Genomic DNA, 24,153 nt, shown 5'->3' with positions numbered 1-24,153 from the left:
CGGGCGCGATGGCCGGGATGGGGCGGCGGGCGCAGGACCGCGCGCAGCCCGGCCGGTGCCCCGCGCCGGCCCCCGAGCCAGGAGAGCCAGATTCCCGATGCCCCCCCTGATCACCACACTGACGCTCAACCCGACGATCGATCTGGCCTGCGAGGCCAAGACCGTGCAGCCGGTGCGGAAGGTGCGGACCTTCGCGGAGCGCCAGGATCCCGGCGGCGGCGGCGTGAACGTCTCCCGCGTCGTGCGCGAGCTCGGGGGGGAAACCCTGGCCGTCATCCTGGCCGGCGGCGTCACGGGCCACTTCCTGGAGGAGCTGCTCGACGAAGCCGGCGTTCCCCGGCGCAGCATTCCCATCGCCGGGCGCACGCGCATCAGCCAGACCGTGCTCGACCAGTCGAGCCAGCTCGAATACCGCTTCGTTCCCGAGGGGCCGGAGGTTTTCGGGTCTGAATGGGGCGCCGCCCTGGCGGTGATCGAGGAGATAGAAGGCGGCTGGCTCGTGGCCAGCGGCAGCCTGCCGGCCGGCGTGCCCGCGGATTTCTACGCGCAGGCCGCCGCCCTGGCCGCAGGGCGCGGCACGAAGCTCGTGCTGGACACTTCGGGCGAGGCGCTGCGGGCCGCGGTCGAAAAGGGCGGCATCGAGCTGGTGAAGCCGAGCCTCGGCGAATTCGAAGCCCTTATCGGGCGGGAGCTGCGGGATCCGGCGGCGCTGGAAGGGGCCGCGATGGACCTGGCGCGCTCCGGCCGCGTGCGCCTGGTCGCGGTCACGCTGGGGCGGGACGGCGCCCTCCTCGCCACGGCGGATGGGGTGCTCCGCCTGCCGGCGCTCGACGTCGTGGTGCGCGGCGCGGTGGGCGCGGGGGACAGCTTTCTGGCCGCCATGACCCTTGAATTGGCGCGGGGGCGGGACCCGAGGGATGCCTTTGCCTGGGGCGTGGCCGCGGGCGCGGCGGCGGTTTCGAATGCCGGCACCGCTCATCCCGGCCGGGAGGATGTGCAGGCCCTTCGGGCGCGCATACGGCAGGTGCCCATCGCCAACCTTCCGGAGGTGACGGCGTGAGCCTCCGCCTGATCGCCGATGTCGGCGGCACCAATGCCCGCTTTGCGGTTTGCGAGCCCGGCGGCGCGCCCGTGGAGGAGCGCAAGCTCTCGGTGGCCGAGTATCCCGGCCTGGTGGATGCGGCGCTCGCCTATCTCGGCGGTCGCTCGGTGGAGGAGGCGGTCTTTGCCGTCGCCACCCCCGTTTTGGGGGATGAGGTGGCCTTCACCAACAGCCCGTGGCGCTTCAACATCCCGGAGGCACAGGCTCGGCTGGGCCTCCGCCGGCTGGTGGTCATCAATGATTTCGTGGCCCAGGCCTCCGCCATCCGGGGGCTGGGCGCGGAGGACCTGCGGCCGCTCAAGCCAGGCCGGGCGCGGGCCGGGCGGCCCCGGGTGGTGATCGGGCCGGGTACGGGGTTGGGAGTGGCCTTTCTCGTCGGGGATGGAGAATCGGCCCGCGTTCTCTCCAGCGAGGCAGGCCACGCCTCCTTCTCCCCCCAGGACGAGCGTCAGGCGAGGTTGCTGGAGGCCTTGCGGCCCGAATTCGGGCATGTCTCCACCGAACGCCTGCTTTCCGGCCCGGGGCTGCTCCGGATCGCCAATGGCGTGGCGGCGATGGACGGGCACGACCTGCGTTTCAGCACCCCGCCCGAGGTGACGGAGCGCGCGAAGGCGGGTGACTGCCCGGTCTGCCAGGAAGCCTTGCGGATCTTCGCCGCCATCCTCGGTGCCACCGCCGGAGACCTGGTTCTCACGCTGATGGCGGAGGGCGGGGTCTATGTCACGGGCGGGCTCTGCCGGAACATGGGGCCCCTGCTGGATCCCGTGTCGCTGCACCAGGGCTTCACGGCGAAGGGGCGCTTCTCGGCCTATCTGGAAGCCGTGCCGATCACCCAGGTGATCCGCCCGCATACAGGCCTGCTCGGGGCTGCGATCCACCAGGGGGATTAGGCGGGGCGGTGGACGCCGGCACACGGGGGTGGCTTGGCCCGATGCCTCCCCTGTCGGGATTTGCCCGACGGCTCCGCCCTGCCTACAGACAGGGGGCGGCGATGGCCCGAGGAGAAGACGCGTGCTGATCGAACCCGCGCTGGCCTGGATCGCCGAGAACCGCACCGGCGTTATCATCATGGTGATCGTGATGATGATCACGCTCGTGGTGCGGCGACGATAGCCGCCGCACAGCCCGGCGCTGCGGCGCCACGCTGAAGTCCGAAGGAGGTGCCCGATGCCGGATCCCACCCCGCGAGCCGATTGCGCCCGGCGTGACGAAGCAGAGCGTGGCACCCCGCCCGCCGAGGCGCATGAGAGCGCCTCGCCGGTCTGCGCCCTGCAGGGCTGGTGCCCGCATTGCGGCGCACCGCTCGGGCCCGGCTTCATCCGGTGCGAGCACCAGGAACCCAAGCGAGGGTAAGCGGAGCGGGCCGCCCGTTGCGGCAGCGCACCATCAGATCCATACCTCCGCCGCGCAGCGGAACGCAGGCCCATGGGCGCGGCGTTCGGGACCGGGCTTACCTCTGCTCGTCCGGTGAGCCCCGGCTCTCGCCTTCGGCGTTATCCGGCAGGATGCCCGCCTTCGCGTCCCGCTGCTCCTGTCTCTTCTGCTCCTTGGCTCTGGTCTTCTCGGCCTTCTCGCGCTCCCGCTGGGCCCGCTCCTGGCTATAGTTCGGCTTCCGCAAACTTTGTCTCCTGCTGAGCAGTGGCTCATGCGGCACCCCGCGCGAGCGTGTGCCGGCTTCCCCGCCGCTATCGGGAGCGGCGATCACGGCTGCCCCCAAACAACTCCTTACGAACTCGCGCCCGATGTTTCCAGGGAGCTCGCGCAACCCGAGGCATTTCGCGGGCCAGGAGTCGAAGCCAGAACAGCGCTGCTGCCATGCCGGTTCGGCGGTGGGGGCAAGAGAGCGATCCGATGGTCGAGGGCAACCCCTTCGCGGGGCAGCTGCCGGCAGCTGAACCCGCCCTACCCGGCCGGCAAGACTGCGGGTCACTCCGCAAACCGCCATTCCCGGCCCGGACGGCTTCAGGAGCGTCATGCGCCTGCCGCTCCGCACCACCCCTGGGCAACCCGTGCCAAAACGGGGAACATCACGCCCAAAGCTGGGGAGACATAATACCGATGGGCGACACCGACCTGGACAGCACCGCCTGGCGCGTCACACCCGGCGCATACATGGCCAGCCGTCCCGCCGGGTTCGCCCTGCCGGACAGGCCCTTGTCGCTCTACGTCACCATGCGCGATGGCTGCCGGATCGCATTGGACGCCTGGCTGCCCGAAGGCGCCACGGGACCGGTTCCCGCCGTGCTGATCCTCACCCCCTACTACCGCCGCTTCTCGATCGCGCCCGGAAGCACGGCCGATCCGATCCCGAATGCGAGCAAGTTCGTTCGCTTCCTCGTTCCACGCGGTTACGCCGCGGTTGTCGTCGATGTGCGCGGCACCGGGGCGAGCTTCGGCACGCGGGACAGCTTCCGCTCCCCGCGGGAGCGGGAGGACAGCCGCGAGATCGCCGATTGGGTGGTGGCGCAGCCCTGGTCCGACGGGCGCATCGGCGCCACCGGCATTTCCTATCCCGGTGCGGCGTCGGACTTCCTGGCCAGCACGGGCCATCCTGCGGTGAAGGCCATCGCGCCCCTCTTCGCCATGTGGGACACATGGCAGGACCACTACTATCCCGGCGGTGTCTTCCTGAACCGTCTGTCGCGCGCCTATGACGACCTGATGATCGCGATGGACCATGACCGGCGCGACCTGCTGAAGAACATCGCCTACTACGCCAACCCCGATCTGCGTGGCCCGGCGCCGGTGGACGAGGACGCGGATGGATCCCTGCTGGCGCAGGCGGTGCATGAGCATCTCGGCAGCTTCCACATGCCGGATTTCATCACCGAGTTCCGCTTCCGCGAGGAGCCCCTGCCCTACGATCCCAGCTTCAGCTCCGCCTCCTTCAGCCCCTATGCCTACAGCGAAAATCTGCGGAAGGAGGTGGCGGTGCTGGCGACCTCCGGCTGGATGGACGGTGCCGGCTTCAGCAATGCGGCGATCGCCCGCTTCCTGACGCTGAAGGATAATCCCGTGCATCTGCTGCTCGGCCCCTGGGATCATGGGGCGCGCAGCAATGTCTCGCCCTGGCGTGCCGAGGCCGCCTCGCAGTTTCCCCTTCTCGGTGAGCTCCTGCGCTTCTTCGACCACTACCTCATGGGCCTGCCCACCGGCTACGAGGCGGAATCCCGCATCCACTATTTCTCCATCCATGCGGAGCGGTGGCAGGAGGCAAGCTCCTGGCCGCCTGTGGCGGCGACGCAGCGGCTGCATCTTGCCGGCAGCGCCCTCTCGGCGGAGCCAGGCCCTGCCGGGCAGGTTGATATGCAGGCCGATTTCACCTTCGGCAGCGGCAACCACACCCGCTACGAGCGCCTGGCCGCCGTGGACACCACCACCTACTACGCAGACTGGGGTGAGCGCGCCGCCGCACTTCCCGCCTGGCGCTCCGCCCCGCTGGAGGCGGATGCGGAGCTGACGGGGCATGCGGTCGCGGATCTCTGGATCACATCCAGTGAACCCGATGCCTCCGTTTTCGCCTATCTCTCGGAAGAGGAGGCGGATGGCAGCCTGCGCTACGTGACCGAAGGCATGCTGCGCGCCTTGCATCGCAAGGAAAGCCCTGCGCCGGATCGGTACAGGACGAGTTGGCCGACACGCAGCTTCCGGCGGGAGGACGCAGCGCCGCTCACGCCTAGCGCGCCGGCTCGCATGCGTATTCCGCTGTTTCCGACCTCCTGGGTGTTCAAGGCGGGCAGCCGCATCCGCCTCTCCATCGCCGGGGCGGATGCCGATCATTGCGCTCAGGTGCCGCATGGCCGCCCGCCGCGCCTGGCCATCCTGCATGGCGGCGAGCACGGCTCGGCGCTCGACCTGCCGCTGCGCCCCTTCCCCCACCATTCCTGACCCCCTCAAAAGGAGCCACCGCCATGACGACACGCCCCATCGGACGCAGAGCCTTGGCCGCCACGGCGCTCGGGGCAGGGCTGGCTGTTCCGGCCGGGCGGGCCCTCGCGCAGGCGCCCTTCCCCAGCCAGCCGATCCGGCTGATCGTTTCGCAGGCAGCCGGGTCCAACACGGATGTTGTGGCGCGCCTCATGGCGGAGCCCATGGCCCGCAAGCTCGGCCAGCCCGTGGTGGTGGAGAACCGCGCCGGCGCCAATGGCGTGATCGCCACCACCTACATCAAGCAGCAGCGTCCGGACGGGCACACGATCGCCCTCGTCGGCGTCTCGTTGCTGACCTTCAACCCCTATCTCTACAGCAACCTTCCTTACGACCCCGCGAAGGACTTCACCTTCATCGCGCCGGTCTCGGACACGCCGTTCATCCTCGTCGTCAGCCCCAAGAGCGGAATTACCTCCCTTCAGGCCTTCATTGAGAGGGCGAAGGCGCAGCCGGGACGCCTCACCTTCTCCAGCGCGGGCATCGGCAACTCCACCCATCTCGCGACCGAGATGCTGGCGGACCGCACGGGCATTCAGCTCACCCATGTGCCCTATGCCGGCACCAGCCAGGCCCTCACGGCGGTGATGACCGGCGAGGTTGATGCGATGATCAGCGTGCTGGGCAATGCCCTGCCGCAGATTCGCAACGGGGCGCTGGTTCCGCTGGCGACCGTGGCGGCGGCGCGTTCACGCGACCTGCCGGACCTCCCCACCCTGGTGGAGGCCGGGGTGAACGCACCGGTCATGCCGGGCTGGCTCGCCCTCATCGGGCCGGCGGGGATGCCGGAGTCCGTGGTCACGCTTCTCAACACCGCCGTCCATGAGGCGATGTCCGATCCCGCCCTGATGCAGAACATGACGGCCTCGAACATCGTGCCTATTCCGGGATCCGCCGATGACATCCGCCGGCGCGTCGCGCGCGATGGCGAGATCTGGGGCGGGTTCATCAAGGCCAAGAATCTTCGCGTGGAATAACAGCGCTTCAACGCTCGCATGGGCAATCCAGGCCACCATCCACCCGCTGCCGCGGCCGCCGGGCTGAGGCAGCGTGGTGATGGCGGCCGTGGTGAGCGTGGTGCATGCCTTGGCCCGTGGGGCATCAAGGGAGCCCCACGGTGCCTTCTCGGCCAGGGCTCATGGTCGCGATGGAAGCGTGGATCTGATATCTGCCCCTTCGCCAGCCGGCCCGGCCAAACGGCTGGCTCCGCCCGGATTGCACCCGGCCGTGAATGCCCGGGTTCTGCCGTTCAGCGTTCGCTTCCGTCCTGCTCGGGCCTGAAGATCGCGGCGCTGACCAGTCCGAACACCGCCAGCTGCGCGGCCATGATAAGAAAGGCAAGTTCGTAGCTGCCGCTGAGGGTCACCACCAGCGCGAAGGCCAGCGGCCCACACACCGAACCGACAAATCCGAAGAGCCCTGCGGCCGACGTCACCTCGCCGACGAGCGAGAGCGGCGCGAGCCGGGCAAGCTCCGCCATATGCACCCCGTTCCAGCCGATCGCGGAGGCGCCTGCCAGCGCCGCACAGGCATAGAGCACCCAGCCGCCCTGGTCGGCCATTGCAACCAGGAGGCAGACCGCGGCGGCGGAGATCACCGCCTGGATGACAAGGTGCCGCAGCGCATGGCCCATCCGGTCCGCCAGCCAGCCTAGCGCGATGCGCGCCAGCATGCTGGCGACCTGCATGACGGCCACGATGCGCCCCGCCTCCGCAAGGGAGACCCCGTGGCTGGTGACGACATAGGTGGCGGTGAAGGCCATCAGGCAGGCCTGCAGCACCGAAAAGGAGGCGCCGAGCGCGGTCAGCAGCGGTAGGGACGGATGCGTGCGGAGAACACGGACGGAGCGGAGCAAGGCCGCCGGGGAAAGCAGCGCGCGCCCCCAGCCCTGCCTGGCGGGATCGCGGTCTCCGTCCAGGCTGCGGCGGAACGGCTGCACGAGCAGCACGGTGAGCAGCACGATGCCGAGCACGGTCCAGAGTGTGGCTGACAAGCCGTGCGCCAGCGCCAGCGGAGCCACCACCAGCCCCGCAAGCGCCCCGCCGAGAGGAACGCCCGCCTGCTTGATCGAGAAGATCAGCGTCCGGTGCCGCGGCGGTGCCGTGCGCGCCAGGATCTGGCTGCCCGCCGGCGTGTTGTGGCCAGTGCCGAACCCGATCGCAAGCGCGCCAAGCAGCCCGAGCAGACCGAGCGGCTGTGACAGGGCGAAGAGACCGAGCGCCATGCAGGCCAGGCCGATCTGTAGCGTGCGGACGGGCCCGTAGCGGGAGAGCATCGGCCCACCCGACGCTAGGCACCAGCAGATCCCCAGTGAGGTCGTGGCGGAGACGAGGCCAATGCTCTCCGGCGCCAGCCCAGCGCGCGCCATCAGTGGCGGGCCCAGCAGGGGTATGGCGAAGGAGGCGAAGGAACTGACGGTCTGGACAGTCAGGGTTGCGACCAGGGCGCTCGCCCATAACGACAGTTTCAATCCTGGTCCCACCCTTCCGGCCGCCTGGTCTCGTGCCGTGCCAGCCTGGCGGGATTGTGCCGTGAGCGGGGTGCGAGGGCTAGATGGCAGCGGTCCTCCGGCCGGTCAGGCGGGCCACTCGCCTGACCTTGGGGATCCGATTAGGTTTGTTTCGCGCGCTGTCGGCCAACAGACAGGCTGCTGTGCCGTGACATGGCCGGCAGGGTGGCATGACCGCGCCCTCCTCCTGGATCAGCCGATTTGGCGCGGCTTCCTCACATCCTCGGCGGCAAGGTGTGGCCGGACCACGAGGGTGTGGAAGCGGAAGGGACGATAAAACGTCGCTCCGGATTGTAGTGCGGAGACTGACATTACCGACGCGCAGCTCGACCTCGGCCCGCATTTCCTCCGGGTGAGGTGCTATCCCTGGTATCACGGGGCCCGATCGCCTCACCGCGAGCGTGCTCCAGCAGGAGACGCGGACCCAGACGCAGACGCTGGCGGATCATCTGGTCCGACTGACCTCAGAGGTGGCGCAGCTCCGCCAGGAGGCCCGCATGCGGACCTACACGCCGCCGCAGGCCTTCGCACCATGACCACGCCCCTTGCGCTGCAGGTGCAGATCATGCGCCTGACCAGCGCCATTCAGACGCTGAGCGCCCAGAACCAACTCCTCCAGGCCGCCCTGGTGGGGCTTGCTCACGGCGCCGACGAGGCCGCGCAGGAGATGGCCCGGATGGTGGAGAGTGCCGCCCTGCATCCGCAGGTGTTGCTGGTGGCTACGGGTGAAAACGCGGTTGAAGTGGACAGCAATCGGGCCACGTTGGCGGCGAAGCCCGCTGAGGTGCTGAGGGGAGAGGCTGACGCCCCTCCTCCTCCGCGGAAGCCGGCGCTGCGGGTAGTGGAGTAGGCTTCCCTCCGCCGCAATCCCGAGAGGGCGCCGCAAGGACCGGAGTGGTCGAAGTCGGCAGGCTGGGTGGAGATGGTAGAGGAGCGGGCCAGGGGACAGGCCTGCGTGCAGGAGTAGGACGCCTCTCGAACACATCCCTACGAGGGAGGCCACGGCCGGCTTCCGAAGGGGTATCCCCTTCATCTGAAGGCCGCATTTCTGCGACGACCATAACCGGAGCCCCGAAGGGGCAGGCGGCGGGACAGGGCCGCAGAGCGCGCTTTAGCCCTTGAGGTGCTGCGCCCGGAAGGGAAGGCCCCGATGGGCTTCCATCTGGTACACCCGCCTCGCCCTGGAGCGGATGATGTGGGACCGGCTGCAGGAGATTGCCGCCCCGGACGCCTCCCGCGCCTTCCGGCGGATGGAGGATCGGGCCTGGCAGGAGACGAACCAGCGCTTCTGGTAGGGGCCAGGGGATACAGCCGGGCCCGAGCGGGCGCCGGCCTTCGGGGCGATTACCGGCCCATGATCTTCCGCAGCCAGCGGCGCGCCGGGGGTAGCTTCACAAAGAACGAGTTCACCTCTGCGCTGCCGTCATAGCGGTAGCCGAGGGGCTCCACCGCATCGCGGAGAGCCTGAACGCCCAGGTGGCCGTGCTCCGCACAGAAGATTTCGGGCAGCACAGGGGCGCCGCGCATCCCGGCCACGACATCCAGTTCGGCGCCTTCCACGTCCAGCACCAGCAGATCGACCCGCGTGAGCCCGGCCTGCTCGACGAGATCCGGCCAGGTGATGGTCTTCACCTCGTAATCGCGCATTTCCCACCCGGCCTCGGCGATATAGGCGGCGTGGTTCGGGTGGTGCGACAGGCTGCCGTTGGTGCAGAGTTCCCCGAAATCCGGGTGGATGATGCCCCGGAACGTGGCGGTCCCGGTTTTGGAGGCGAGGGCCGCATTCACGTTCCGGCTAGCCGGGCGGTTCGCCACCAGCTGCGTGAAGATCGGGGGAGAGGGCTCGACGTTCACCCCGCTCCAGCCCAGGCTTTCCTCGAAGAACTTGCAGGTGCATTCTGTCTCGCCGTCGAAGGCGCCGCATTCAACGAAAACGCCCGGCTTGGTGCGCTCACGAAAGTAGCGCTCGTGCAGCACCTGATCGAGCGGCGGGTCGAACTGCCCGTAGTAGGTCGGCATTTTGCGGAGTTCCCCCCTAGGCACCCAGCGTCCTATGCCACGACGGCGGCCTCCGCCACAGCCTTCAGCGTGTTCCGCCAGTCCCCGCCCAGGTGTGGGGGTGGGGTTTCCCTGGGCGCCATTTGCGCAGGTAGTAGGCCCACCCCGCGTCCGGCTCATCCACGCCCGGCAGCGCCCGGCAATCAGTGAACAGCAGCAGCCGGGCAAAGACGCAGGCCAGCCGAGACGAACAGGCTAGCCGTCACCAAGCCCGCAGGCGTGGTCCGCGCAACGGTGCGAAGGCCGGCATTGCCGACGAACGCCATGAGCTTCATGGCGCCCGCACCGGTGCGAGATGTGGTCCTGGGAGATTGGGCTGGATGCCGAGGCCGCTGCCCGTCTTCACCAGGCTATGGTGACCAGGGCCCCCGCTCTGCGGGAACAGGCAGCCGAGCTCTGCGGCATCCTGCTAGATCCGGACGAGCCCGATCCGATCGAGATTGCCCCAGAATAGGCTGCTGTTTCGATGTGGGGGTGATTGAGGGGTTGCGGCCCGAACTGATCACGAACCCCAACAAAATCAACGCGGTTTGGCGTCCCCAAGGGGATTCGAACCCCTGTTACCGCCGTGAGAGGGCGGTGTCCTAGGCCTCTAGACGATGGGGACGTTGTGGCCGTCGGTGGAGGCGGCTTCTATAGCCCCTGCGGTAAGTGATCAAGCGGGGTACCGCAGTTTTTTTTGGATCTTTTTCTTCGCGGGGTGGCGCCCTGCCCGGCAAGCCTCGGAACAGTAGCGCACCGCATCCCAGTCCCGCGCCCATTTCCGGCGCCAGGCGAAGGGCCGCCCGCACACCGCGCAGAGCTTTTCCGGCAGGTGCGCCTTGCGGTGCGCCACGGGTTCAGTCCGTCAGGCGAATTTCGCCGAGCGCGCGGCCATTGCGGGTGTCCATGATCACCAGCCGCTCGCCATCAGGGCGCTGCACCCACACCGCCACCCGTCCCTCGAATCCCGGGGCGATGCCGGCGATCCGGCTTCCAGCGGGCTGGCCGAGCGACATTTCCACCGGTGGGCCGTATGGCGCGGCGGGAATGGCCTTGCCGGCGCGCTGCACGATCATCACAACCAGTGTCACGCTGGCCGCGATGATCAGCAACCCCATTCCCCAGACCAGAATCTTGAGCGCGCGCACCGAACCCTCCGAACATCGACCCGTGACCCTGGCCTTCACCGCCACCGCCGAGCAGGCGGGGGAGCGGCTGGACCGGGCTTTCGCCGGCATGGGCGGTCTCTCCCGCTCCCGCGTCAAGGCGTTGGTGGAGGCCGGCCAGGCTGCGAGGGACGGCGTGACCACCACCGATCCCTCCGAATCCCTCCGCCCCGGGGCGCAGTACAGCCTCACCGTGCCACCGCCCGAATCCGCGACTCCCCTCCCCCAGGCAATGGACCTGGCCATCCTGTTCGAGGACCGGCACCTGATCGTGCTGGACAAGCCGGCGGGGCTGGTCGTCCACCCGGCCCCGGGGCATGCCGAGGGAACGCTGGTGAACGCCATCCTCGCCCATGCGGGGGAGGAACTCTCGGGCATCGGCGGTGAGAGGCGGCCGGGCATCGTCCATCGGCTCGACAAGGACACCAGCGGCGTCATGGTCGTGGCGAAGTCCGAGGCCGCGCACCACGCGCTGTCCACCGCCTTCGCGGAACGCGATCTCGACCGTAGCTACCTCGCCCTTGCATGGGGAACCCCCTCCCCGGTTTCGGGCAGCGTGGAAGCCGCGATCGGCCGCCACCCGGCGGACCGGAAGCGGATGGCGGTGGTGAGCCGGGGCGGGAAGCACGCCCTCACCCACTACGCGACGGAACGCGCCTGGGGCGCGGCCTGCGCCCTGGTCCGCTGTCGCCTGGCGACCGGTCGTACCCACCAGATCCGCGTCCACATGGCCCATATCGGCCATCCGCTGGTGGGGGACCCCGTCTATCTGCGTCGCAGCCCCGCCGCGGCCCGCGGCCTGCCGGACACCGCCCGGGATGCGCTGCTGGCCTTTCCCCGGCAGGCACTGCACGCCCAGTCCCTTGGCTTCCGCCATCCGATCAGTGGAGAACCCCTCTCCTTCACCTCCCCGCTGCCGCCGGATATGGCCGCGCTCATCAGCGTCCTCGACGCCGGGCGCTGAAGCGTAAGAGGCAGGCCCCGAAACCACGAAGCTGCGGGCATGGGTCCGGCACGGGCCAGGGCTGCATGCGGCGCCGAAAGTAACCAGACTGTTTCAGTCGGGTTTTCCTTGCGAACAGGGCGAGAAGAGATTACAAGCACGTCAGTTTCTACGGCCGGGTGCCTTGTAAGGGCACTGCAAGCAAGGCCTGTCACACCTGTTCCGCACCTGCGCTGAAATCGCGGGAAAACATCGGAGGTGGCAGGCGTTCTTGAGGGGCTTAGGGCCCAGCGCGCGGAGACAAGGCACGGATCCTCCGTGCCGATTTGCAGACCGTCCGAGCGCCCGCCAGTTCCCGGGGGCAGCCCAGCCGGTTCAGGAGGCAGATGCGTTCATGGCTTCCACTTCAATGATTCCCATTGCCCCTGAGGGCAACCTCTCCCGCTATCTGCAGGAGATCCGCAAGTTTCCCATGCTGTCGCCCGAGGAGGAGCTGAACCTCGCGAAGCGTTGGCGTGACGAACAGGACGAGAAAGCGGCGCACAAGCTTGTCACCTCGCATCTTCGCCTCGTCGCGAAGATCGCCATGGGCTATCGCGGCTACGGCCTGCCCGTGGGCGAGCTGATCAGCGAAGGCAATGTGGGCATGATGCAGGCGGTGAAGCGGTTCGATCCGGACCGCGGCTTCCGTCTGGCCACCTATGCCATGTGGTGGATCCGCGCCGCGATCCAGGAATACATCCTGCACTCCTGGTCGCTGGTGAAGATGGGCACCACCGCCGCGCAGAAGAAGCTGTTCTTCAACCTGCGCCGCCTGAAGGGCCAGATGGCCGCCCTTGAGGAGGGCGACCTCAAGCCCGAGCAGGTGGAGAAGATCGCGCGCGTGCTTCAGGTGCCGGAGCAGGACGTGGTGTCCATGAACCGGCGCCTCTCCAGCCCTGACAACAGCCTGAACTCCCCGATCCGCGCCGACAGCGAGGGCGAGTGGCAGGACTGGCTGGTGGATGAGGGCGAGAGCCAGGAGGAGGAGCTCGCGGAACGGGAGGACATGTCCAACCGCCGCGACCTGCTCAACGGTGCCCTCCGGTCGCTCAACGACCGCGAGCGCCACATCCTGATTGAGCGCCGCCTCAAGGACGAGCCGACCACGCTCGAGGAACTCTCGCAGCAGTACAACATCTCGCGCGAGCGGGTGCGCCAGATCGAGGTTCGCGCCTTCGAGAAGCTGCAGAAGAACATGAAGCAGCAGATCGTGGAGCGCCGGCTGGCGGTCAGCTCCTAAGGCTTCGGGTTCATTCCCGGCCAAGGGCGGTGGAAGCTTCCACCGCCCTTTTTCTTTGCCTGCAGCCCTTCAGCGATTCGCCGCCGATGAGGCGGGGCGGTCCCGCCCGAGCAGCAGCAACACCCCGCCGAGGCAGCCGATGGCGCCGGCCAGGAAGACGGCAGGGTAGCCGCCGATCCCCACGATCAGACCCGCCAGCGGGCCGGAAAGGCCAATCGCCATGTCGAGGAAGGCGCTGAAGCTGGCAATGGCCAGGGCGCGGCTCCCCTCCGGCACGCGGCGCACGGCCTCCACGCCCATCGAAGGAAAGATGAGGGAGAAGCCCGCGCCGGTCAGCGTGGCGCCGAGCAGGGCCAACGGCGCATTCGGCGCCTGCCAGAGCAGGAGCTGTCCGATCGCCTCCAGGATGAGGGAGCCGCCCGCCACGCGCCGCCCGCCCAGCCGGTCCGGCAGGTGGGAGAAGAAGGCGCGCACGAGGATGAAGCCAACACCGAAGCCGGTCAGGGAAAGCCCGGCCCCTTCCCAGCCGCGGCTGGCGAAATAGAGGGCGACGAAGCTTCCAAGGACGGCCTGGGGCGCGGTTCCCAGGCAGAGCACCGCCCCCTGGCGCCAGACCAGCCCGATGACGCCGAGGAACGAGGCGCGGCGCCCGCGCGCCTGCATGGGAGCCAGGGCCGGGCGGCCGATGGCGATGAGCAGGCCGACCAGGGGCAGCAGGATCGCTGCGGCCGCCACCGCCGCGAAGCCGGCGCTGCTCATGAGCAGCAAGCCCAGCGGCGCGCCGGCCCCGAGCGCGACGAACATGGCGATGCCCTGCCATGTCATCACCACGCCGGTCCGGTGTGCCCCCAGGGTAAGGATGCCCCAGCTCATCGTGGCGGTGAGGAACAGGCTTTCCGCAGGGCCCATCACCAGCCGCCCCGCAACCAGCACGGACAGTGAGAGCCCGGGATCGCCGATGAAGGTGGAGACCAGGTAGAGCGCGCCGGACAGGGCGGCGAGCGGCAGCCCGATCAGCGCCGCCGTCCTCGGCCCCCGCGCATCGATGAAGGAACCTGCCCACTGGCGGGTAAGGATGGTCGCCAGCGACTGGATCCCGACCACCCATCCGGCAGTGACAAGGCTGAACCCGAGTTCGTCATGCACCCGCAGGGAGAGCACCGGGAGCGGCATCGCGATGGCGAGGAAGCCGGCGAGCACGATGAGCACGAAGGGCGCGAGCCGCCGCGTCGGGACAGGTTCAGCGATCATGGGCCATGCGCCTCTCTCGGGGCCGGGTGCGACCGATGGGCGCGTTGGATGTCGCGAAGGCTACGGCCTGGCCACGCACCGGGCGGCGGGGTTCTGCCCGCCCGGTGCGTGGCGCGTCAAGCGGCCCTCAGCCCTGCTGGGCCGGCTCCGGGCCCCGTGTCGGGCCGGGCGGCTTCGGCATGTCCACCGGGCGCCCCTCGGCCGCGGCACGATAAAGGGCGGCCATCAGCGCCTGGTCCTGCGCCCCTTCCTCACCCGGCGTATGGGGGCGGCGATCGGCGCGGATGCATTCGGAGAAGTGGTCGATCTCCAGCGCGAACTGGTTCTTCTCCTCGATCTTCTTCTGGATGCGGGCCGTCACGTCGCCATCCCGGCGCGCGATGTAGAATTGCTGCCCGGTATAGGCGAAGGCATTCGGCATCTCGATGGTCCCCCGCTCGAAATGCAGCCGCATCGTCTTGTCGTTGAAGGCATCATAGCCGCATAGGCAGTTGGCCATCACGCCCGAGGGGAAGCGCAGGGTGAATGCCATGCTTTCCTCGATCTCCCGCCAGCGCTCATCCCCTGGCGGGGAGTATTGCCGCGCGAAGGCGTCCAGCGGCTCCTCACCCGTGATGTAGCGCGTGGCGTTCAGGCAGTAGATCCCGATATCCGGCAGCGCGCCGCCGCCTGCCAGGGCCCGGCTGAAGCGCCATTGCGGCGCCGTGCCGGAGGACTGCACGTTCGTCGCCTCGATGAAGCGGAGCTTGCCCAGCTCGCCGCTGCGCACCATGCGGATAGCTTCGCGGTTGTTCGGCTCGTACTGGCAGCGATAGGCGATCATCAGCTTCACCCGCGCGCGCTCGCAGGCAGCGATCATGGCGGCCGCATCCTCGGGCGAGGTGGCCATCGGCTTCTCGCAGAGCACATGCTTGCCGATCGCCGCCGCGCGCTCGGTGTATTCGCGATGCTGGGCGTTCGGCAGGGCGATATAGACCGCCTGCACCTCGCGATTGTCCCGCAGCTTCTCCATGTCCTCATAGGAATGCACCGCGCTCTCGCTGATGCCGTAGCGGCGGGCGACGACGCGGGCCTTCTCCGGGCTGCCGCTGACCAGCGCCACGGGGCGGGAGGCCTTGGCCTCGCCCATGGCCGGCAGCATTTCCTCCACGCTGATTCGCCCCAGGCCGATGATGGCGTATCCCACCCGCTCCGAAGGGGGCAGCGGGTTGGGCGCGGGTGCCGGGGGCGGCTCCGCCTCGCCGCGCCAGTTCGGGAAGCGCACGCGCCCCTCCGCCACGCCGCCGAGATCTGTTTCGGTGGGTGGGGGATAGCCGGGGGTTCCGGCGGCGCCCAGGGCGAGCCCGGCGGCGGTCAGCCCGCTGGCACGCAGCAGCCCGCGGCGGCTCGCGCCGCCCTCCATATCCTGGGCCATGTTCTTCTCCGGCTGATGGGATCCCGCAGGGAACGCCAGCGGATGCATGGCCGTTGCCCGATCACCCGCATCCATGCCGCCCATTCGCGGCCAGGATTGGCGCCGGCGCAGGGCACGGCCCAGATTCGCGGCAGAAGGAAACCGCACCATGCCCGATGCCACCCACTCCGCCCCGCCCGCCCCCGTGAAGGTTCCGGTAAAGGCCCCTGCGGGGCTACGGATCGGGCACACCCATCTGAAGGTTTCGGATCTCGAGCGCTCGCTCCGCTTCTGGCGCGACGTGATCGGGCTGGAGGAGACCTGCCGCTATCCCGGCGCTGCCTTCCTCTCCGCAGGCGGCTACCATCACCACATTGCCCTGAACGTCTGGGACAGCGCCGGCGGCCCCCCGCCGCCGCGCGGCACCACGGGCCTGTTCCATGTGGCACTGCTGTATCCGGACCGCGCCTCGCTGGCCCGCGCCGTGAAGGCCGTGCGCGCGGCGGGCATCCGGCTGGACGGCGCCTCCGACCATGGCGTCTCGGAAGCGATTTATCTGCGGGACCCGGACGAGAACGGGGTCGAGCTCTATGTGGACCGCCCGCAGGAGACCTGGCCGCGGAACCCGGACGGCTCCCTGGCGATGTTCACCCGCCGGCTGGACCTGGACGCCCTGCTGGCCGAGGCATGACGGGCCGGAGCGGCCCTTCGCGAGCCGCTCCACCATCCCACCTCACGGCCCCGGCGAAAGCGCCTCCTCCCGGGCGCAATAGCCATGTTCGGGCAGGAGCCCGTTCCGCCGCAGGCTGTCCAGCACCTGGTCCACCACCGCCCGCGGCAGTGCCGTGCCGGCATGCAGCCGGGGCGGAGGCGCCGTACCGGCCTGGGCGCCAAAGGCCATGCCATGGGCCAGCGCCTTGTTGGCGTTGGTGAAGGCATTGCCATGCCCCAGGCCGCCAACAGCGGCGAAGGCTTCGGCCACCACGGCGGAAAGGCGCTCGGACTCCGCCTCCGCCTCCCTCCCCTGCCCGGCCCCCAGCGCACCAAGAATGGCGGAGAGCTGCCCAGGGAAAGCGTTCGCCGTGCTCAGCAGGAAGCCTTGATAAGGTCCGCCGGAGGCCGCGTGCCATCGCGCGTAGCTGCCCTCAGCGCCGCGCAGCATCACGAGGCCGGGCGGCAGCAGGCCTGACAGCGCGACCTCGTCCGTACCGCCGCTATCCTTGAACAGGATGAAGTTCGGGAAGCGCGCCGCGAGGCTGGCGAGCAGCTCGGGGCTCATCCGGTTCCCCGTCACCTGGGGGAGCTGATAGAGCGCCATCGGCAGGCCACGCCCGAGCAGGGGCGAGAGCGCATCCGCCAGCGCTGCCTGCGAGAGCGGCTCCGGCGTGGTCGGTGGCGCGATGGTGATGCCGCGCAGGCGGCAGGCCGCGAAGGCGCGCGGGACGGACTCCGTCCCCGCGCGGTCGCAGACCAGCCGCACCATCCGGTCCAGCAGATCCCCCATGGACCGCATATCCGGCCGCAGCACGCCGCCCAGGAGATCGATCCCGCGCGGCACGGCGAAGTCGATGGCGAGATCAAGGGCGGCAAGCGCCTCATCGTCGCTCATCTCCCACGCATCCCCGGTGGAACCGGGGATGAGCAGGCCCTTCACATGCGGCGCCATGAAGTCCAGATGCGCCGCCTGCCGCGCCCGGTCGGTGTTGCCCTGCCGGTCGTAGAAGAAAAGGCTGGGCGACCAGAGGAGCGGCACGCCCTCCGGAAAGAGGGATCGCAGGAGGGCGGAACGGTCCTGGGGGAAGGCGTCCATCATCCTATTCCGGCCGGATGTTGTGTTCGCGGATGATGGCGCCCCAGCGCTGCTTGTCCGCCGCGATCTGGCGCAGGAAATCCTCCCGCGTGCCGCCGAGCTGCTGCAGCCCATTCTCGGTGAAGCGCCGCTGCACCTCAGGCGCCTGCATGGCGCGGTTCAGCTCGGTGTTCCAGCGCGCCACCATGGCATCCGGCGTGCGGCCCGGCACCACCACGCCGAACCAGCTGGGGATGACGAAGCCGGACAGCCCATCCTTCGAGATGACGGGCAGGTTGGGGATGAGCGGAGACGCTTCCGCCGCGCCATAGGCCACGGCGCGCAGGCCGCCATCACGGATCTGCCCCAGGAATTCCGGCATGTTGCCGAACATCACGTCCACGCGCCCGGTGGAGATGTCGAGAATGGCCGGGGCACCGCCGCGATAGGGGATCTGCGTGATCTGCCCGCCCGTCAGCGCCGCGAAAAGAATGCAGGAGAGCTGCTGGCTGGAGCCCGCGCCCACGGTCGCGCAGGTTGTGGTGCGGGACCTGTCCTTCGCCAGCTGCGCAAGGTCCTGCCAGCTCCGCACCGGTGAGCGGGGTCCGGTGACGAGGATGTTGTAGACCGACGCGATATTGGCGACCGGGATGAGGTCCTTCTCCACGTCATAGGGCAGCGACTGCATCTGCGGCGTGACGGTGAGAATGCCCATCGAGGCGAGCAGGATCGTGTGGCCATCCGGCGCGCTGCGCGCCAGCTCCTGCGTCGCGACCACGCCGCCGCCGCCGGTGCGGTTCTCCACGACCACCTGCTGGCCGATCTGCTTGCTCAGCTGTTCCGCCAGGATGCGGCCGATCAGGTCCGAGGTGCCGCCCGGCGCGAAGGGGTTGAGGAAGCGGACTTCCCGCGTGAAGGCGGGGTCCGCGGCCTGCCCTGCGGCAGGGGCCAGCACGGTCCCTGCTGCCAGCATGGCCCCGGCGATGCGGCCGAGCAGGCCGCGCCTGTTGGTGTGCTTCATGGAGTCCTCCTTGTGGTTTGCGCCGCCCTTTTGCGGGCGGTCGTCAGGAAAGCGGGTTACACGTAGCCGGGCCCCTCGATGGCGGGATGGGCACGCAGCCAGTCCTCATCCACCTCCACGCCAATGCCGGGCGCCTCGTTGGGCCGCACGCAACCATCGGCGCCGATGCGCCAGGGCTCGCTCACCAGCGCATCGCGGAAGAGGTTGGCGCGCGACACGTCCGCTTCGAAATAGCCGGCATTGTCGATCGCGCAGAGGAAGTGGATGGTCGCCGCCTGGTTCAGTCCGGTCATCGAGCTGTGCGGGTGCACGGGGATCTTGTAGGCCGAGGCGATGGCGGCGATGCGAAGCGCCTCCGTGATCCCGCCGCATTTCGAGAGGTCGGGCTGCCAGATGCCGATGCTGTCATCCTCCAGCAGCGGCGCGAATTCGTAGCGGGTGAAGTGGTTTTCCCCCACCGCGAGCGGCGTGCGGCCATAGCTGCGCGCCTCGCGATAGGATCGGTGGTCATGCGGCGGGAAGGGCTCCTCCAGCCAACCCATGGAGAGCGCATCCATGGCCGGCATCACGCGCCGCACGTCGGAAAGGCTGTAGGCCGTGTTGGCATCCGCCAGGATGTCGATGCCTTCGCCGAAGGCATGGCGCACAGCCTCCATGCGCGCAATATCCTTCGGCACGGTATCGCCGATGCGGAGCTTCACGGCGCGGTAGCCGGCTTCCATATGCGGCCGCGCCTCCTCCACCAGCTCCTCCGGCGGCTGGTAGCCGAGCGCGACCCCGCCGGCATAGGCCGGCACGGCGCGCGCGGCGCCGCCGAGAAGGCGGTAGAGCGGCATGTTCGCCGCTTTCGCACGGATATCCCAGAGCGCCATGTCCAGCCCGGACATGGCCAGCGCGCATCCCGCCCCCATGCCGTGGCTGGCAAGCTGGCCGCGATAGATGCGGTTCCACACGCCCACCACGTCATCCGCATCCATGCCGATGACCAGCCGGCGCAGCGTGGTCTGCAGCAGCGCGGCCACGGCGGTGTGGGCACGGCCGTGATGGCTTTCGCCCCAGCCCGTGATGCCGTCCTCCGTCGTGACCTTCACCACGACAGCGTCGCGCTTCACCGCACGGCCGACGCCAAGGGAGACGCCAGCGCCCTCCGGCACGGGGAAGGAGGTCGGGAAGGCCTCGATGGATACGATTTTCATGCGCCCCTCCCCTGCCCGTATTGCTGCAGGAAGGATTCCCGCACGGTGATGCCGAGGCCCGGCCGGTCCGGGATCTCCACATAGCCCTCCACCACGGGAAACTCCTCCTCGATCAGGTCATGCAGCATCGGGTTGTGGCCCAGCGAGTATTCCAGGATGAAGCCCGCGCTCTGCGTCACGGCCAGATGCATCCCCGCTGCGAAAGCCGGCGCGCCGGACCAGAGATGCGGCGCGAGACGCAGGTTATAGGCGGAAGCAAGGGCGGAGATCCGCAGCCCTTCCGTCAGGCCGCCCGCGATGGCCAGGTCGGGCTGCAGCACATCGGCGGCGCGCAGCTCGCAGATCTCGCGGAAGTCGTGGCGGGTGAACTCGCTCTCCCCGGCGCTGATCGGCACGGTGGAGCAGCGGCGTACCTCGGCCATGCCGGCCTTGTCGTCGGCGCTGACAGGCTCCTCGAACCAGAAGAGGTCGCAATCCTCCACCATGCGGCAGAAGGCGCGGGCCTCCGCCACGGTCCAGGTGCCGTGGGCATCGGCCATCAGGCGGATATCCGGGCCGAGCCGCTCCCGCGCCGCACGCACACGGGCGGCGGAGCGGGCGGGGGAACCGTCCATCACGCCCACGCGCATCTTCACCGCGCGGAACCCCGCCCTGTCGCAATAACCTTGCAGCTGCTCCCCGATCTTCGAGGCATCCGCCCAGCCACCCGAGGCATAGGCGGGCATCCGGTCCACGCGCTTGCCGCCGAGCAGCCGCCAGAGCGGTACGTTCAGCGACTTGCCGAGAACGTCCCAGAGCGCGACATCCACGCCGGCGATGGCAGAGACGGAAAGGCCTCTCCGCCCGACCTGTGGCAGCGCATAGCCGCCGGCCACCGCGTAACCCTCGCGCGGGGTGTTGTACATCACGTCCCAGAGCCGGGAGATGTCGCGGGGGTCCTGCCCCATCAGCAGCGGCGCGTAATCGTCATTGATGATGGCCGCGAGGCCGGCGCAGGCGGCGGCACTGCCCACGCCCGCCTTCGCCTCGCCCCATCCGGTGATGCCGCATTCGGTCTCGATCCGCACGATGACGGAATCGAAGGTAGGAACCCGGCCGAAATCGCTGGTGTGCTGCCGCTCGTAAGGAATGGGCACGCGGCACCAGGTCGCCTGGACACGGGAGATCTTCATGCGGCGTCGGCCTCCCCGGCCGAATGACCCAGGGCCCCGCGGCGCGCGCGCGACGCGGCCCAGGCCTCGGGATTGATGAAGGAGCGGGGCCGCTGCCCCGCGAGAATTCGCACCACCTCCTCGGCGGCGCCCGTGCTCATGCGCTCCACCGCCTCGGTGCTCAGCCCGGCCGCATGCGGCGTGAGGATGACGTTCGGCAGGCTCCTTAGCGGATGGTCCGGCGCGAGAGGCTGCACGTCATACACATCCAGCGCCGCGCCGCCGATGCGCCCCTCGCGCAACGCGGCCAGCAGCGCCGCTTCCTCGATCACCGGGCCGCGGGCCAGGTTCAGCAGCCATGCATCCGGCTTCATGCGGGCGATCCGCGCGGCGGAAACCAGGCCCTTGGTTTCCGGTGTCAGCGGGCAGGCCAGGGCGATGAAGTCGCATTCGGCAAAAAGCGTGTCGAGATCGGCATGGCCTACGCCAGAGGGCATGGAAGCGGCGCTCCGCCTGTGGCCGAGCACCCGCATCCGGAAGCCGGCGCCCGCGATCTCCGCAAGCCGCGTACCGATCGCGCCCATCCCGATGATGCCGAGGGTACGGCCGCGCAGCTCGAAGGCCCGGGCGCTGCGGGAACGCGCCTTGTCCCAGCCAAGCGCCAGGAGCTCGGCATGCATGGCCTCGGCATGACGTGCGATGGCGAGCATCTGGGCGATCGCGAATTCAGCGACGGAATCCGCGTTCGCGCCCGGCACATTGGCCACCAGCACGCCATGGGCGGTGCAGTCCTCCACCGGGATCATGTCCACGCCCACGCCCTGCCGCACGGCGGCGAGAAGGCGCGGAGCGCGGGCGGAGAGATCGTCCGGCAGCTTGCGGCGAACCACCACCGCGTCGGCGCGGGCCAGAAGGGCATCCAGCCCACCCGCCCCGGGAAGCTCCACCTCGTGCCCGGCGGCACGGAGGATGGCCTCCCCCGCAGGATCGATGGGATCGGTCAGCGCGACGAGCATCGCTCAGGCCACCTTGTACTGGTTGAGGATGGACTGATCGATCTCGATCCCCAGCCCCGGCCCATCCGGCACGCGCACGATGCCCTGGCGCTGCACAATGGGGTCCTTTGCCAGATGGTCGCGCAGCGGGTTCGGCGTCTGCTCGAACTCCAGCATGGGCGGCATGGGGCGGAAGGCCGGCGGCGTGTCCGGCAGCGCGGCCAGGAACTGCACCGTGGCGGCCAGGCCAATGGCGGAGCCCCAGGCATGGGGCACGCACTCCACACCATGGGCGGAGGCCATGGCTGCGATCTTGCGGCATTCGCTGATACCGCCGGCGGCGCAGACATCGGGCTGCACGATGTCCATTGCCTTCCGGGCGATCACGTCACGGAAACCCCAGCGGGTGAAGTCGTTCTCCCCGCCCGCCACGGCCATATCCAGCGCGCGCGTGACCTCGACATAGCCGTCATGGTCCTCGGGGCTGATCGGCTCCTCGAACCAGAGGATGTCATGCTCCTCCATCGCACGCCCGAGCCGGATGGCCTGCGGCACGGTGAAGCAGTGGTTGGAATCGACGGCCAGCTTGATGTCGGGCCCGATCGCCTCCCGCACGGCCTTCACGCGGCGCAGGTCCAGCTTCGGGTCACCCAGGCCGATCTTCATCTTGATCGCGCGGAAGCCCTGCTCGGCATATTCCTGCGCCTCCTCCACCGCTTCCTCGACGAGGCGGTCCATGTCGATGAAGTAGAGGCCGGTGGCGTAGGCCTGCACCTCCGTGCGATGCGCCCCGCCGATCAGCTTGTGGATGGGCTTGTTCAGCGCACGGCCGATGATGTCCCACAGCGCGATGTCGATGCCCGACAGCGCCGCGATCGTCATGCCGGTCAGGCCGTAATCCTTGATGCGGTTGTACAGATCCTCCCACACCACCTCCACGTCGAAGGGATCGCGGCCGATCACGCGGCTGCGGTACTGGGTCTCGATGATCGTCCTGTTGACGGCGGCCGGGCCGTAGCATTCGCCCCAGCCCGTGATGCCCTCATCGGTACGAATCTCGACGATGCAGGAGGCGCGGGTCGTGTAGAGCCAGCCGCGCGCGGAGGTGAAGGGCTGCTCCACCTTTGACTGCAGCACATGGCAGATGACGTCGGTGACTTTCATGTTTCTTGTCGTTTCCCCCGAATGAGCCGCGGTCTCAGTCGCCGCGTGCCCTGCGTTCCAGCAATTCGATCCAGTAGCTTTCCACCCCGCGCAGATGGCCGCCCATGGCGGCCTCGGCTCGGTCGGGATCGCCCGCCGCCACCGCGTCCCGCATGGCGCGGTGCTGCGTCTGGGAAAGCGGCGCGCGCGTGCCATCCGCGAAATAGGCGCGGCGGCGGTTGCGCGACATGAGGTAGAAGGCGTTCACCACGCGCAGATAGACGTGGTTGCCCGTGGCCTCGACCATCGCGAGATGGAAGGCGGCGTCCTGATCCGCCGGGTTCTCGCCGGCCGCGATGGCGCGGTCGGTCGCGTCCAGGATCTCATCCAGACGCAGGATGTCCTCGGCGTGGCGGCGCTCCGCGGCCAGGCGCATGGCCTGCATCTCCAGGATGCGGCGCAGTTCCACCACTTCGCGCACCTCCGCCTCCGTCAGCGGGATGCCCAGCTCCGCCTGGAGCACGATGGCCTCGATGGAGCCCTGCTTCTCCACGGGGCGGAGATAAATGCCGGAGTTCGGGCGCCGCTCCACCACGCGCAGCGTCTCCAGCACCGCCAGCGCCTCTCGCACCGCGCCGCGCCCGACAGCGAACCGCTCAGCCAGTTCCCGTTCGGAGGGAAGCCGGTCGCCGGGCTCCATGCGCCGGTGCGCGACGAAGGAGAGCAGGCGCCCGATCAGGCTGGCGCGCTCATCCGGGATGGTGCCGGCAGCCACCGAAGGCGCGCTTTGACGGCCAGGTGAATTGGTCATACCAAATTGGTAGGACCAGAACAGGCGGAGACGCAAGCATCTTTCGCCGGAGGAGACGCCCATGATCGTCGAGGAACGGATCTACACGCTGCAGGCCGGCCAGGCCGGAGCCTATATCGCGGCCTATGAGGCAGAGGGGCTGGCCATCCAGAAGCCCATCCTGGGGCGGATGGTGGGCTACTACGCCACCGAGTTCGGGCCACTGAACCAGGTGGTCCATATGTGGGCCTATGAGAGCCTGGCCGAACGCACGGAACGCCGCGCGCGTCTCCTCGCCGATCCGGGCTGGAAGGCCTATGCGGCCAAGGTGCGGCCCATGGTCATCACCCAGGAGAACAAGCTGCTGATGCCCGCGCCCTTCATGCGGGTGCTCTGGCAGGAACAGGGCATGCCCTGAACGCAGCGGCCCGGCGGCGCCATGCCGCCGGGCCCGT

The 24,153-nt window shown here is 69.1% G+C and carries 24 protein-coding genes and 1 tRNA gene; 11 read left to right on the top strand and 14 right to left on the bottom strand.

Features of this window, described 5'->3' with window-relative positions; genetic code table 11:
* The first annotated feature begins 97 nt into the window (after positions 1-97).
* From J8J14_RS02245 to J8J14_RS02225, 5 genes are all read left to right on the top strand, one after another.
* Positions 98-1,060, top strand: coding sequence for a 1-phosphofructokinase family hexose kinase (locus J8J14_RS02245; protein WP_209377818.1), 963 nt, complete (start codon positions 98-100; stop codon positions 1,058-1,060).
* Complete coding sequence (glk, locus tag J8J14_RS02240) at positions 1,057-1,992, top strand: glucokinase (RefSeq protein WP_209377817.1); 936 nt, start codon at positions 1,057-1,059, stop codon at positions 1,990-1,992. The genes J8J14_RS02245 and glk overlap by 4 nt, the downstream gene beginning before the upstream one ends.
* A gap of 277 nt (positions 1,993-2,269) precedes the next feature.
* Positions 2,270-2,455, top strand: coding sequence for a hypothetical protein (locus tag J8J14_RS02235; RefSeq protein WP_209377816.1), 186 nt, complete (start codon positions 2,270-2,272; stop codon positions 2,453-2,455).
* Positions 2,456-3,160: 705 nt separating this feature from the next.
* A complete protein-coding gene (locus J8J14_RS02230) occupies positions 3,161-4,990 on the top strand; it encodes a CocE/NonD family hydrolase (protein ID WP_209377815.1) in 1,830 nt (609 codons plus the stop codon).
* Positions 4,991-5,013: 23 nt separating this feature from the next.
* Positions 5,014-6,006, top strand: a complete 993-nt coding sequence (locus J8J14_RS02225; protein WP_209377814.1) for a Bug family tripartite tricarboxylate transporter substrate binding protein — start codon at positions 5,014-5,016, stop codon at positions 6,004-6,006.
* Between the two features lie 272 nt (positions 6,007-6,278).
* Here J8J14_RS02225 and J8J14_RS02220 read toward each other — a convergent pair whose 3' ends face one another.
* Entirely contained in the window at positions 6,279-7,499 is a 1,221-nt protein-coding gene (locus tag J8J14_RS02220; protein ID WP_209377813.1) for an MFS transporter, read from the bottom strand.
* A 440-nt stretch (positions 7,500-7,939) separates the two neighbouring features.
* Here J8J14_RS02220 and J8J14_RS25345 point away from each other — a divergent pair, with 440 nt between their 5' ends.
* Positions 7,940-8,074: a hypothetical protein gene (locus J8J14_RS25345; protein WP_280842826.1), complete on the top strand. Its 135-nt coding sequence runs from the start codon at positions 7,940-7,942 to the stop codon at positions 8,072-8,074.
* Positions 8,071-8,388 (top strand): hypothetical protein, encoded by a 318-nt coding sequence (locus tag J8J14_RS02215; RefSeq protein WP_209377812.1) that lies wholly within the window; start codon positions 8,071-8,073, stop codon positions 8,386-8,388. Before J8J14_RS25345 ends, J8J14_RS02215 begins: the two co-directional genes overlap by 4 nt.
* 494 nt (positions 8,389-8,882) lie before the next feature.
* Here the strand turns inward: J8J14_RS02215 and J8J14_RS02210 are convergent, their stop codons facing one another.
* The 4 genes from J8J14_RS02210 to J8J14_RS02195 all read right to left on the bottom strand — a co-directional run bounded on the left by J8J14_RS02210 (position 8,883) and on the right by J8J14_RS02195 (position 10,726).
* The gene (locus J8J14_RS02210; RefSeq protein WP_209377811.1) at positions 8,883-9,557 is read right to left on the bottom strand and encodes an FkbM family methyltransferase; all 675 of its coding nucleotides are present in this window, start codon (positions 9,555-9,557) and stop codon (positions 8,883-8,885) included.
* Between the two features lie 570 nt (positions 9,558-10,127).
* A tRNA-Glu gene (locus J8J14_RS02205) sits at positions 10,128-10,203 on the bottom strand.
* Between the two features lie 48 nt (positions 10,204-10,251).
* The gene (locus tag J8J14_RS02200; protein WP_209377810.1) at positions 10,252-10,431 is read right to left on the bottom strand and encodes a DUF2256 domain-containing protein; all 180 of its coding nucleotides are present in this window, start codon (positions 10,429-10,431) and stop codon (positions 10,252-10,254) included.
* Between the two features lie 4 nt (positions 10,432-10,435).
* Positions 10,436-10,726, bottom strand: a complete 291-nt coding sequence (locus J8J14_RS02195; protein ID WP_209377809.1) for a hypothetical protein — start codon at positions 10,724-10,726, stop codon at positions 10,436-10,438.
* Positions 10,727-10,748: 22 nt separating this feature from the next.
* Here J8J14_RS02195 and J8J14_RS02190 point away from each other — a divergent pair, with 22 nt between their 5' ends.
* Complete coding sequence (locus J8J14_RS02190; protein WP_342452368.1) at positions 10,749-11,708, top strand: RluA family pseudouridine synthase; 960 nt, start codon at positions 10,749-10,751, stop codon at positions 11,706-11,708.
* A gap of 373 nt (positions 11,709-12,081) precedes the next feature.
* A complete protein-coding gene (gene rpoH / locus J8J14_RS02185) occupies positions 12,082-12,969 on the top strand; it encodes an RNA polymerase sigma factor RpoH (protein ID WP_209377807.1) in 888 nt (295 codons plus the stop codon).
* A 69-nt stretch (positions 12,970-13,038) separates the two neighbouring features.
* Here the strand turns inward: rpoH and J8J14_RS02180 are convergent, their stop codons facing one another.
* Together J8J14_RS02180 and J8J14_RS02175 are read right to left on the bottom strand one after the other, a co-directional pair.
* On the bottom strand, positions 13,039-14,220 hold the full coding sequence (locus tag J8J14_RS02180; protein ID WP_209377806.1) for an MFS transporter: 1,182 nt from the start codon (positions 14,218-14,220) through the stop codon (positions 13,039-13,041).
* A gap of 127 nt (positions 14,221-14,347) precedes the next feature.
* Positions 14,348-15,634, bottom strand: coding sequence for a Gfo/Idh/MocA family protein (locus tag J8J14_RS02175; protein WP_245215298.1), 1,287 nt, complete (start codon positions 15,632-15,634; stop codon positions 14,348-14,350).
* Positions 15,635-15,782: 148 nt separating this feature from the next.
* Here J8J14_RS02175 and J8J14_RS02170 point away from each other — a divergent pair, with 148 nt between their 5' ends.
* Positions 15,783-16,304: a VOC family protein gene (locus tag J8J14_RS02170; protein WP_209377805.1), complete on the top strand. Its 522-nt coding sequence runs from the start codon at positions 15,783-15,785 to the stop codon at positions 16,302-16,304.
* 42 nt (positions 16,305-16,346) lie between these two features.
* Here the strand turns inward: J8J14_RS02170 and J8J14_RS02165 are convergent, their stop codons facing one another.
* Genes J8J14_RS02165 through J8J14_RS02135 form a run of 7 tightly spaced genes read right to left on the bottom strand, consistent with a single transcriptional unit; the run spans position 16,347 to position 23,683 of the window.
* On the bottom strand, positions 16,347-17,426 hold the full coding sequence (locus tag J8J14_RS02165) for a dihydrodipicolinate synthase family protein (protein ID WP_209377804.1): 1,080 nt from the start codon (positions 17,424-17,426) through the stop codon (positions 16,347-16,349).
* 1 nt (position 17,427) lies between these two features.
* The gene (locus tag J8J14_RS02160) at positions 17,428-18,423 is read right to left on the bottom strand and encodes a Bug family tripartite tricarboxylate transporter substrate binding protein (protein WP_209377803.1); all 996 of its coding nucleotides are present in this window, start codon (positions 18,421-18,423) and stop codon (positions 17,428-17,430) included.
* Positions 18,424-18,479: 56 nt separating this feature from the next.
* Complete coding sequence (locus tag J8J14_RS02155) at positions 18,480-19,619, bottom strand: mandelate racemase/muconate lactonizing enzyme family protein (protein WP_209377802.1); 1,140 nt, start codon at positions 19,617-19,619, stop codon at positions 18,480-18,482.
* Positions 19,616-20,791 (bottom strand): mandelate racemase/muconate lactonizing enzyme family protein, encoded by a 1,176-nt coding sequence (locus J8J14_RS02150; RefSeq protein ID WP_209377801.1) that lies wholly within the window; start codon positions 20,789-20,791, stop codon positions 19,616-19,618. The genes J8J14_RS02155 and J8J14_RS02150 overlap by 4 nt, the downstream gene beginning before the upstream one ends.
* Complete coding sequence (locus tag J8J14_RS02145; protein WP_209377800.1) at positions 20,788-21,786, bottom strand: hydroxyacid dehydrogenase; 999 nt, start codon at positions 21,784-21,786, stop codon at positions 20,788-20,790. Before J8J14_RS02145 ends, J8J14_RS02150 begins: the two co-directional genes overlap by 4 nt.
* A 3-nt stretch (positions 21,787-21,789) precedes the next feature.
* A complete protein-coding gene (locus J8J14_RS02140) occupies positions 21,790-22,929 on the bottom strand; it encodes a mandelate racemase/muconate lactonizing enzyme family protein (protein WP_209377799.1) in 1,140 nt (379 codons plus the stop codon).
* A 34-nt stretch (positions 22,930-22,963) separates the two neighbouring features.
* Positions 22,964-23,683, bottom strand: a complete 720-nt coding sequence (locus J8J14_RS02135) for a FadR/GntR family transcriptional regulator (protein WP_209377798.1) — start codon at positions 23,681-23,683, stop codon at positions 22,964-22,966.
* Between the two features lie 97 nt (positions 23,684-23,780).
* Here J8J14_RS02135 and J8J14_RS02130 point away from each other — a divergent pair, with 97 nt between their 5' ends.
* Positions 23,781-24,116: an NIPSNAP family protein gene (locus J8J14_RS02130; RefSeq protein ID WP_209377797.1), complete on the top strand. Its 336-nt coding sequence runs from the start codon at positions 23,781-23,783 to the stop codon at positions 24,114-24,116.
* Positions 24,117-24,153: the final 37 nt, after the last annotated feature.

The sequence above is a fragment of the Pararoseomonas baculiformis genome, assembly GCF_017813395.1.
In the GTDB taxonomy this organism is placed as follows: Bacteria; Pseudomonadota; Alphaproteobacteria; order Acetobacterales; family Acetobacteraceae; genus Roseomonas; species Roseomonas baculiformis.
The sequence above is the reverse complement of the archived record's forward strand: the minus strand, read 5'-3'. Positions and strand labels throughout refer to the sequence as shown.